General features: G+C 32.7%; 10 protein-coding genes and 2 pseudogenes. 4 read left to right on the top strand and 8 right to left on the bottom strand.

Going from position 1 to position 11319, the window contains the following annotated elements:
- The coding region (locus AB3I42_RS11675) for a ParB/RepB/Spo0J family partition protein (protein WP_002312496.1) at window positions 1-449 on the bottom strand (449 nt) is incomplete at its 3' end.
- 392 nt (window positions 450-841) lie between these two features.
- Here AB3I42_RS11675 and AB3I42_RS11670 point away from each other — a divergent pair.
- The gene (locus AB3I42_RS11670) at window positions 842-2278 is read left to right on the top strand and encodes a hypothetical protein (RefSeq protein WP_002287854.1); all 1437 of its coding nucleotides are present in this window, start codon (window positions 842-844) and stop codon (window positions 2276-2278) included.
- A gap of 164 nt (window positions 2279-2442) precedes the next feature.
- On the opposite strand, the gene AB3I42_RS11665 is transcribed toward AB3I42_RS11670, so the two are convergent.
- On the bottom strand, window positions 2443-3843 hold the full coding sequence (locus AB3I42_RS11665; RefSeq protein ID WP_002287852.1) for a glutamate decarboxylase: 1401 nt from the start codon (window positions 3841-3843) through the stop codon (window positions 2443-2445).
- Between the two features lie 12 nt (window positions 3844-3855).
- On the bottom strand, window positions 3856-5367 hold the full coding sequence (gene gadC, locus AB3I42_RS11660) for a glutamate:gamma-aminobutyrate antiporter (protein WP_002287851.1): 1512 nt from the start codon (window positions 5365-5367) through the stop codon (window positions 3856-3858).
- A gap of 456 nt (window positions 5368-5823) precedes the next feature.
- Here gadC and AB3I42_RS11655 point away from each other — a divergent pair.
- Window positions 5824-6350, top strand: a pseudogene (locus AB3I42_RS11655) (transposase); the annotation flags it as partial.
- 154 nt (window positions 6351-6504) lie between these two features.
- Window positions 6505-7080 carry a thymidine kinase gene (locus AB3I42_RS11650; RefSeq protein WP_002287847.1) on the top strand — a complete coding sequence of 192 codons (576 nt, stop codon included), beginning with the start codon at window positions 6505-6507 and terminating at the stop codon, window positions 7078-7080.
- Between the two features lie 42 nt (window positions 7081-7122).
- On the opposite strand, the gene AB3I42_RS11645 is transcribed toward AB3I42_RS11650, so the two are convergent.
- Window positions 7123-7320, bottom strand: a complete 198-nt coding sequence (locus tag AB3I42_RS11645) for a hypothetical protein (protein WP_014748620.1) — start codon at window positions 7318-7320, stop codon at window positions 7123-7125.
- Between AB3I42_RS11645 and AB3I42_RS11640 the strand changes: the two are divergent.
- Window positions 7286-7489, top strand: a pseudogene (locus tag AB3I42_RS11640) (IS256 family transposase); the annotation flags it as partial. The gene AB3I42_RS11645 and the pseudogene AB3I42_RS11640 sit on opposite strands and share 35 nt — an antisense overlap.
- A gap of 172 nt (window positions 7490-7661) precedes the next feature.
- Here the strand turns inward: AB3I42_RS11640 and AB3I42_RS11635 are convergent.
- The 4 genes from AB3I42_RS11635 to AB3I42_RS11620 form a co-directional block, all read right to left on the bottom strand.
- A complete protein-coding gene (locus AB3I42_RS11635; RefSeq protein ID WP_002287845.1) occupies window positions 7662-8054 on the bottom strand; it encodes a hypothetical protein in 393 nt (130 codons plus the stop codon).
- A gap of 427 nt (window positions 8055-8481) precedes the next feature.
- Entirely contained in the window at window positions 8482-9174 is a 693-nt protein-coding gene (locus tag AB3I42_RS11630) for a hypothetical protein (RefSeq protein WP_002287844.1), read from the bottom strand.
- Between the two features lie 299 nt (window positions 9175-9473).
- Window positions 9474-10643: an IS256-like element ISEfa13 family transposase gene (locus AB3I42_RS11625; RefSeq protein ID WP_002287843.1), complete on the bottom strand. Its 1170-nt coding sequence runs from the start codon at window positions 10641-10643 to the stop codon at window positions 9474-9476.
- Window positions 10644-10713: 70 nt separating this feature from the next.
- On the bottom strand, window positions 10714-11265 hold the full coding sequence (locus AB3I42_RS11620; protein ID WP_010723382.1) for a PD-(D/E)XK nuclease family protein: 552 nt from the start codon (window positions 11263-11265) through the stop codon (window positions 10714-10716).
- Window positions 11266-11319: the final 54 nt, after the last annotated feature.

The raw sequence follows: 11319 nt of genomic DNA, 5'->3' as shown, positions 1-11319 counted from the left end.
CCAGACACTTGCTTAAAGCGAAAAATTTCTTCAATGTCCATGCCTAATTCTTTGGATATTCTCTTGTCTGACCATCCATTTTTTACTAATCTTTGGATGACAATTTCCATTCCTCTTATTTCATGGGTCCCTCTTGCACGATTGTGTCGAATTGTTGAAGCCATACGTTCTTCTATGGGTTTATCAATAACTGTTACCGGTACAACTTTTAAGTTGAGTCTTTCCTTAGCAACACGATACCTATGAAGCACATCAACCAAGATATACTTCTCTTCTTTTTCCTTGTAATAACAAACTAATGGTTGAGTAAAGCCATCTTCAATGATAGAAAGCTCCAATAAGTTCATTTCCGGAGACGCTACTCGATTGGGATTATAATCGTTCGCCTGTATTTTGGTAATTGGAACAAGCCGAACGTCCATCACAGGGAAAGTTATGTCTTTATTCATACGCTTGTATACCCTACTTTCTTAAAAAGTAGGGTATACTCAAGAATCCGATTAATTATCTTCTCAATTTGGATAATATATCTCATCAGTCTTCTTGTCACTTTATCAACATGATTTTGCTGCAAAATGGGATACCGACAGTACTGGACTGGTAATCAGGATAAAAGCAAAAATAATTAATTTGTATCCTAAAAAATCCATAAAAATTCTCTCATATTTCCGGGTATTAATTCGAGAATCACACCTATAAATTTATTACTATATAAGGGATACTTAAACCAAATACCCCATCTAATTATTTTATAATTTATATTTTTGATTCAATATATTACAGGACTATTCCGATTGGTAGAGTTATAATAGTTATGTATAAAATGACTAGGAGGAGTACTATGTTGGAAACCTATCTGGAGAAAAGTATTTTTCGTCAAGTTTACATTTGTGAGCAATTACACGAAAAAGGGACCATTCAGATTCGCGAAATAGCAGATCAATTGAACGTTTGCCCACTCACTGTCACTAACGACTTGGAATGCATTACCGACATACTCCATCAGCAAATTATTTCAGTGGAGAAATCTAGAAGTAGCTTTACAGTCGCATTCGACTCTTCGTTTTCGAGGTTGGCACTCACTCAACTCATCTATCAGCGCTCTGACTTTTTCAATGTACTAGGACATTATTTATCAGGGGAACACAATTGGAGTAATATAGCTGATACTACCTTCATTTCGTTAAGCAAAGTTTACAACTTACGAAATGAGTTGATTAATTTTTTTAAACAAATGCAGTACTTAAATGCTGATGGCCATTTTGAAATTCCTGAAAAGGATTATCGAAGTTTGTTACTAACGATAATCTATGAGACAAATCGGACAGAGTTGATCCAGCTAAATAAATCAATTATTCAAAGCGGTCAACAATTGATTGATTATGTAGAAAAACATTTTTTTTCAAGAAGTTACCCTACAGTTGAAAAACAATTTATTTTATTAGGTATCGCTATCGGTTTGCAGAGATCTAAGACTAACCCAATATATTTTAGTCAGGAAGAAAAAAGAGTTGCCCGACATACTCCCTTGTTTCAGCTAATACAGAAAGGATTAGAGCAACTTTCTTTCTCTTTATGTCATGACGAAGATGAATGCCTTTATATCTACTTTCTATTCAACTCTAGAAATTATCTATGCGATAACTTTGAATTGTTACAAAAAGACTTGAACGTTGTTTATCAAAACCATGTAGCAGATAACCCTTTGGTGATTGAGCTCAGTCAAAAACTTATCTTATCTCTGAATATATCTGAAGAAAATCAGATACTTTTTGATAAAGCACTTCTCCCGTTTATCCGCTCACTTTGGGCTGATATTCAGATATTTCAACCTGATAAGACTTACTTGTTAAATGAAGAGCAACGCGCTTTGTACTTAGAAGTTCATGAAATTCTTGAACAATGGCGAAAACAAAACAATTTATTTCTGCGTTGGAATGAGAATTCTATTCGTAAACTAACCATTAGTTTAAGTCTTTTAAATGAGCATAAACGGAAATCTCCAATTGAAGTGTTCATAGTAGCTCCGTCAGACTTTAGGTATTTATACTATCGACAACAGTTAGAAGACATTTTGGGAGAACACTTTTCTATTAGTAATATCATTTGTAAACAACTTAGAGAAATAGTAGACGACACTTTCTTTTGTACTCAGCGGATTATACTTTGCGATAGTTCTTTATACCAAGAAGGCTTAGGTAGTGAGAAAACAATTATATATCCGATTACTTTTCAAACAATTCATACTGTTATCGATCAATTGAACAAGCAAATTTGACTGAACTACTTACAATAAGAGTAATGATGAATAGAACAACAGCTAAGATTGAGAGTGTAACAAATGAATATCATATATTTATTCAAATAGATTTAAGGAGCTGTGTGGTAATCACAACTCCTTTTATTAGTTAATTAACTTCTTTTATATTTCTCTGAAGAATTTTAGTGAGTAAAGCCGTACGTTTTCACATCCTGTTTTTTATGATAAACAATATGAGCTTTATTCAACTCTTCAATTGCTTGGTTCATATCTTGTACATAATCACCAGCCATGTTCATTCCAAAGTCTGCTCGAACAACTAAGCGTTGAATAATTAATTGATCCAAGTCTTTAGGTAATGGGTAGGCTGGGACTTGCCATCCCTTCATTAACAGACGATCAGATAAATCATATAGTGTCCATTCGCGATTGGGATCTTCTTTCAGCTTATAGCACACAACTGGCAATTCTGATCCATCATTAATGATTTCAAAAATACCAGTTTTTTCGATCTCTTTGGCTAAATAAACAGCAACATCATGAGTTCTTTGGTGAATATCACGATAACCATCAAAGCCATAGCGTACAAAGTTGTAGTATTGCCCAATTAGTTGTGCTGCACTATGAGAGAAGTTGATAGCCATAGTTGGCATTTCTCCACCTAAGTAACTAACTTTAAATACTAATTCTTCTGGTAAGTATTGTTGGTCACGCCATAAGACCCAACCCACACCTGGATATACCAAACCATATTTGTGACCTGAAGAATTAATTGAGATAACATTTTTCAATTGAAAATCCCAAACTAGATCAGGTTCAGTAAATGGTGCATAAAAGCCACCCGATGCAGCGTCAACATGAATGTATACTTTATAGTCAGTTTGTTTATTGTGAGCTTCAACTAAATCATTCAGACCCTTGATATCATCATAACGACCAGTGTAAGTAATACCCATAATACCTACAATACCAATTGTGTACTCATCCACATAATCCATGACAGTATCTAGATTAATTGACATATGTTTTTCATCCATTGGGACTTCTCTCAGTTCCACATCCCAATATACACAGAATTTTTCCCAACAAACTTGGTAACCAGAAGAGATCACCAGGTTAGGTTTTTTTGCTTGAATATCAAGACCTAATTTTTCAGCACGTTTACGCCAAGCAAATTTCATGGCCATACCACCCAGCATGCAGGCTTCTGAAGAGCCGATCGTTGAAGTTCCCATGAATTTTTCATTATTTGGAGCATGCCATAAATCAGCAATCATATTTACACAGCGGTTTTCAATTTCCGTTGTTCGTGGGTATTCTGATTTATCAATTGCATTTTTTTCTAACGTTTGGGTCATCAATTTCACTGCTTCAGGTTCCATATACGTTTGACAAAAAGTAGCTAAGTTTAATCGCGCATTTCCTTCATCCAACATCTCGTCTTGTACTAATTGATAAGCAATTCGTGGTTCAATGGATTCTTTGTTTAACTTATATTTAGGCAAGTCAACATCCTCACTTGCAGAGCCAAAAATTGGTTCCAAATAGTTTTTTTCTTCTTGATTATCTTTTCCGTATAACATAATGAATTCCTCCTAATGTTTTAAAATATGTTCATCATTTTTTGTAACGTGGTGCTCTCCTCTAGCAGCTGGATAAACAGCGGGATTAACGTCTTCAGCTTTCACGTGAGTAGGTTCCTCAATAGTTGTGTGAGCACTTTTATCATGTACTTCATAAATGATAAAAGGTAAAAGAACAGTCACTACAAAGCTAATAAGTAGTATGATTTGGTATGTTCGGTGCTCACTAGCTGCAATTGAAGCTGGTGGTACAAAAGAGATAAGCAATGCGAACACTGATAAAATAAAACCAATTCCACCGATAATCGTTTTGCCAACAGTTTTTCCTGGTACATTGTAAGTTCGTTTTAAGTCTTTTTTCTTAAAAACTAATACAAAGTAACCTAGGAAAAATAGTAAATATCCTACGAGATAAATGACAACAGTTAAGGAGATTGCTACTAAGAATGATAAATTGTTGCCTCCTCCACCAAAAGTTAAGACTGCTGCCCAAATAGTAACGATAATTCCTTGTATCATAATCAACGGAACTGGAACGTCTTGTTTATTAGTTTTCCGGAAGAAAACTGGTAACAGACCTCGCTGAGCAGCTGCAAACATCCCTCGTGATGGACCAACTACCCAAGAACTAACTTCACCCATAACGCCACAGGCAATCATGAGAGCAATCACTTTTACCAACCAATGTAAATGACTGTTAAAATGTAAAATAAGCGTTTCAAATGTTTGGATTACACCAGCACTGAGAGACAAGTCATGTTGTGGAATAACCGCTGCTACTGAGAAACCGCCGATTGCATCTAAGGCGATGGCCAAAATCACTAGTAAAAACATTGCCAATGGGTAGTTTCTTTGGGGATTTTCCAGCTCATTAATATGTGATGCTGAAGCTTCTACGCCCATATAAGCCAATATAAAAGATACAAATACTACTAAAGTTGAAAGCTGAGAAAAGTCAGGAATAAAAGCTTTCGCATTAATAGCCATTTGAATCGGATTACCGCCGATAAAGTAGGCTGCTGCTAAACCAAAGAGAATGATCGAAGGAATAACAATTCCAATGACAAATCCTGCTTTAGCAATTTTAGCGGTACGATTGGTCCCGCCCAACTGTGAAAAAGTCAGTACCCAGAAAATGACTAATACACCAATAAACTTGATAAATGGATCTGTATTAAGCTCTGGAAAATTAATTACATACGACAGCGCTCCTAGTATGAAGTAGATCATTGTAATAAAACCTACTGTAATTTGAAACCATTGGAAAAAAATAGCTGCAAAACCAAAACGTTCTCCTAAAGTTTGACTAACCCAACTGAAAATCCCACCATCTTTCCATCCTTCAACTGTTGCCATTTCTGCAGCACATAAAGCAACTGGTAGAAACCATAAAATACCTCCCAAAAGAAGAAAGAAAACCAAATGTAATTGTGATGTTGCAAAGGTCGGATACTCATAAACAGTCAAAACCATGGAAGCTGTCAGGGCAAAAAAACCGAATAGAGATAACTTTTTTTTATTCATATTATTACTTCCCTTTCCTATTTAATTTGTCATTCCTACCAAGGTTATGGAAAATCGCTTATTTGAGCTTGCATTATTTTGTCCACCTCTTTTCTACAAGACAAAGTATAGCAAGCAAAATTCTTCTCCACTTCCAGAATTTTTTATTTTCATTTTTAGAAAAGTGAAAAAACTGACAACAAAAGCTTGTTTCTTTCACTCTATTAATATCTTTAGTGAAAAAGCTCGTTTTATATCGTATTCTTCCAGCGAATGTACTTCTCATAAGTCCAAAAAAAGCTGCGAAAAAGAAAGTACCTCGGTACCTACTTTTTCGTAGCTGCACATAACTTGAGCAAGTATTAATCGAAGATACTTTTGTTGAGAGTGTAAAATATTTTGTGTAAATAGAAAAAAGGAAGTCCCTTCTGTAGAATAGAGTTACCACAACACATTCACAGAAAAGAGGACTTCCATATGAACGATTTTACTACAGAAATCCTAAAGACTCTAGCGAACAAAGGCGATTTGAATGGATTATTCCGTGTCCATTTGGAAAAAGCTGTCAATACGCTTCTCAAAACGGAGTTAACGGCTTTCCTCGATTACGAAAAGTACGATCGCATTGGTTTTAACACGGGTAATTCTCGTAACGGCTCCTATGACCGTACGGTCAAGACCGAGTATGGGGAACTTCATCTCCAGATTCCGCGCGACCGCAATGGCGAGTTCAAGCAACAGACTGTTCCTGCTTATAGACGGACGAATGACACATTAGAGGAGACCGTCATTCACCTCTTCCGAAAAGGTATTACCATGTCGGAAATCGCAGACTTGATTGAGAAAATGTATGGGCATCACTACACGCCCCAAACCATGTCCAACATGACTAAAGTGCTGACTGAAGAAGTAAATGCATTTAAAGTTAGAACTCTAAATGATAAGTATGTCGCTATTTTCATGATTCCTTCAGTTTTTCAGATGATATACCACTCAAAAAACAATATGAGAGATGTTCAGGAATACCATCTCTAATGGCTTATAAATTGGTTTTAGGGATAGTAGATGTTATAGACATATCAAGGAATAAACGAGCAGCTGCATAAAAGCAGATGGAATTAAGGAATAATTGAATTGTAAAAGAAGGGAATAAATTTAATGGCACAATTATTTTACAGATATGGAACAATGAATAGTGGAAAGAGTATTGAGCTACTGAAAGTGGCTCATAATTATGAAGAACAAGGGAAGAGAGTTATCATAATGACAAGCGCAATAGATACTCGATCAGGATTTGGAAAAGTTGAGAGTCGTATAGGTGTTTCGAAACCAGCTATTGCAATTACTTCTGAAATGGATGTGTACGGAGAATTAGTGGAGATTATTGATCAGTACGGAAAAGTTGATTGTATTTTGGTCGATGAGTCTCAATTTTTAAGTAGAGAGAATATTATTGATCTATCACTTATCGTAATGAATGAGGAAGTACCAGTAATTTGCTATGGATTGAAGAATGATTTTCAAAATAATCTCTTCAAGGGATCCGAAGCATTATTGACATTTGCTGATAAAATTGAGGAAATTAAAACTATTTGCCATTTTTGCAATAAAAAGGCTGTAATGAATGCTCGTATTGTTGATGGTATTCCAGTTTATTCAGGTGAACAGATTGTAGTAGGAGGTAATGAAGATTACCTTTCGGTATGTCGCAACCACTACTACAACGAAGATTGAAATAAAAAACGTGTAATCAAATAATTGATTACACGTTTTTTATTATTCTGTTAAAGGTTGAGGATCAGAAATTTTTAGGTATCTATAATCCTCACCTAAAAATCCGTTAAAACGAAGTAAAACATCATGACCATTTAAATCAGTTGGAACTAAAATTGGAATTAATTTATCAACAGTAGTTTTGTTGTAAAGTTCAAAAGTGTTCTCCATTCCTTCTGGTTCTACAATCGAATCTTTCAATAAACAAATCAAGAAATACAGCCGCAGAAAAGAGCAGTTTCAAAATGAAGAATCACTAGAGCGTTTCCTAGTATCCATCTTTGATACATACAATCAAAAATTCTTAAATAGAAGCCATAAAGGCTTCCAACAAGTGACGGATACATTAGCTTCAATGTTTACTGAGTAACCCATTATTTTGCAGAAGGACGAGTTATTTACACAAAATTATTGACGCTCCCTGTTTGGAGTGGTAAAAAGATTGAGAAATTGTTTCATTAGCTATTACGATTATTATTGTAATATATTTTTATTGAAAATCAAAATTAAAATAATTCACTGTAAAAACAGGATTATTTTTTCTATTTTGGTAAGTCAACAGGAACATAGTTTTCAATTGATTCAATTGACTCATTTTCAATAATCTGATCCATAAATCCAGGGCAAATATTACCAGACAAATTATAAAACCTGCTTTCTTCTTCAGTCACTAAATTTTTAAATTCTTTTTCAGTTATAATAGCTCCAGTTTTCAAATTTTTATAGTATTTTGGTTTTTTTTTCAGATTTATTTTACTTTCTTCATATAGTTCGTAGCTGACAAAATAACCATGAGACAACTTTCGCTTAATAACTTCATTGCAATTTGGACAACGTATAGGCATTTCTTTTTTTCTATGTTTTACAATATTTCTAACTTCCTCATAGTAAAATAATGTACCACAATTAGAACACGTCAATCTATCATCTAACATAATAATCCCTCCAAATAAACATTATTAGTTAAAGTAAAATGAAAAATAATTGATTTACGTGTCTTTATTATAAATATGAAGTCAAAAAAAATCACCTATATTTTTTACTTAAAAGAAAAAATATAGAATTACAAGTCGTTCAAAAGTTTAATCACCTGTTATTATTACTAACTAGTTTCCATATGTTATCATCATAATTACTTCTTGATAATAATTCATATTACAAAATTATTCGGTACCTTTTGTCAAATCGAAATTTTCATATCAATAATAAGCGAGAATAATAAAAAGACTACTCTTTCGAGTAGCTATATACTGATGTCATCAAAAATAGAAAAGGAAACGGTGTTTAGATTGTATAATATTATGACATTTATATTCTATCTCATTATCTCCAAACATACCATTTGTTAAATTAAAACTATATCTATTGGATTGTATGTTCATTTACAATTTGTTGTGCTTTATTTGCGGTATCCTCTACATCATTTTTAGCTTTTTGAAGCTTTTCAATGTAATTATTCAAACTACTATTTTTTGACTTTTCTTCTTCTAGCTTTTGCTGAGTAGCTTGCAGTTGATTTTGAATGTTATTTTTTTCACTCAACATTTGATTAATTTGCTGGTTTAAACTATTAATAGTTGATTGTTCTTCATTAAATTTGTTCTTTTCATTTTGTAAACGATTATTCCAATCGCTATTTAATCGATTTATTTCAGCTACTTTTTGGTTAATTTCGTCTATTTTCGCATTAATTTCATTTTGTTTTCCTTGCAATTCAGAGTCTTTTGCTGACAATTGATTTTCTAAATTAGTTTTCTCTGATACTAATTGATTCTTGTCGTTTTCTAAAGATGCCACTTTTTGTTTGGAAACTTCAATATTAGTTCTTAGTTGTTCAAGAGTTTGGTTGTTTGAAGACAATTGTGAATTTAAAATACTAATTTTTTGCTCTTTATTTTCTAGAGCTGTGTCTAATATAGTTAAATTGTTGTTGATCTTTTCAATATTATCTTCCCCTCCCCATAATAAAATATTATCAGCATATTGCTTTCCGGAGAAAATTACTAACATCAATCCTATAATTACTCCAGCATTAATAATAATCTTTTTTCTCACTTTTATCTTCTCCTTCAAAAAATTTCCTTAAATAAGTTATTAAAAATTATTTTCTTCGTCAAGCTTTCTTTAGACACTTTCTGTTTTTTGTCTAAAAAATTATTTAAAAAGGATAGAGAAATTCAATTCTAAAACTATTTACTACAACTAATTTATTTATGTATCAATATTTTTTTACATTTTTTTATAAAAAATAACCACCCGAAGGTGGCTGAAGAATAAGCTTTTATTTGTAAGTTTCCAGAATAGGTTGTGTCAATAATTATGTGTAAATGGAAAAGCCCATTCTGTTGATCAAGTTAAAACATTGATTCTAATGTATCATGTATTTCTTTAAAACCTTTATGAACTCGGCATAGAAACTTTTGATTATAGTTGTTGAATTGAGATACTAGAAATCTCTCCAGAGATTCTTCATTAGGAAATTGCTCTTTTCTTTTGGTATATTTCTTTAATTGTTTGTTAAAACCTTCAATCAAATTAGTTGAATAAATAGTTCTTCTGATTGACGGAGGGAAATTATAAAAGGTTAATATAGCAGGATTCATGAGCAATTTAACCACTCGTGGATACTGCTTTTTCCATTTATCTATCATAAACCTTATTTGATTATTTGCTTCTTCTTTTGAACTTGCTTGGTAAACTAATTTGAAATCGCTACAGATTTCTTGTCGATCACTAACACGAACCTTATGAGCGATATTTCTAGATATATGGACACAACATTGTTGAAATTGAGCATTTGGATAAACACTATGAATACTATCGTCAATACCACTTAAACCATCTGTTACGACTAACAAAACCTCTTCTAAACCACGGTCTTTTAGATCTTGAAGAATCTCTTTCCAAACATAAGCAGATTCAGTTGGAGCTATAGTAAATCCTAGAACCTCTTTAGTTCCATCCAACCTGATACCAATTACTATATAGACAGCTTCTTTTGATACGGTTTGTCTTTTTAAGGGAATATGAGTAGCATCCATAAAAATGACTGAGTATTTAGCTTCTAAAGTTCTTTCTTTAAATGCCGAAACATCTTCAGACACAATTTTACTCATATTTGAAATAGTTTGTGGTTTGTAATAATGACCATACATTTTTTCGATTAGATCAGAGATTTCGGACATAGTAATTCCTTTTTGAACTAGCTGAATAATAGTGGTTTCTAAAGAGTCATTGGTTCTTTTATAAGCAGGTAAAGTTTGTTGAGAAAAGTCTCCATTCCTATCTCTAGGTATTACTAAATTCAATTCACCGTACTCTGTTTTAAAAGAGCGCGAATAATTCCCATTACGGGAATTACCTGAATTAAATCCAGCTCTATCATACTTTTCATAGTCAAGAAATACCGTTAATTCAGCTTGTAATAAAGCGTTAATAGCCAATTCTAGGTGACGACGAAACAAATCATCCAAATCACCTTTATTGATTAGTATTTCCATAATTTCTGTAGTAAAATCGTTCATATGGAAGTCCTCTTTTCTGTGAATGTGTTGTGGTAACTCTATTCTACAGAAGGGACTTCCTTTTTTCTATTTACACAAAATATTTTACACTCTCTTCAACGATATTCTTGTAAGTAATTATGCCCCAACTAGGATTTGTGGGTTCATTTCCATCTGGAGTTAAAAAAACAAAAATTTTTTTATAGTTAGAATAATTGCGTTCTATATATATTTGGTATTTATTAAGTTGCCCTCCAGACTCCGAAGACAGAATTTTATTTTCGATGCACACCACTATTTTATTTTTTTCCGATACCAATAAAATATCAATATTCTTATTTTCTCTGTAAACAATTAAATCTTCATAGCTATTAAGTAAAGCATCAAAATAATTGATAGCAGCTTTGGTATCATCATTAGAATCTATATACCTTTTCAAAAACATTTTAAAAAACTCATCAGATAAATTGTGGATTTCATTTGGAGCAAACAAAAAAGCTAAAAAATTACTATGTCTTATTTCATTTTTAGATAGCTTAAGTATCTGAAATATATTTGCTTTCCCAGTCCATTTAGATAGCCTTTCTTCAATATCATCCATATCCTCCAATAGATTTTTTAAACACTTTTTTTCATCTATCATATTTTTTCTCCTTGCCATTATTCTAACTAAAATTTTACGTATTTGTTTCTATGT

The organism is Enterococcus sp. C53 (assembly GCF_040887425.1).
GTDB classification, from domain to species: domain Bacteria; phylum Bacillota; class Bacilli; order Lactobacillales; family Enterococcaceae; genus Enterococcus_B; species Enterococcus_B hirae.
This window is presented reverse-complemented; position numbering and strand designations above follow the sequence as displayed.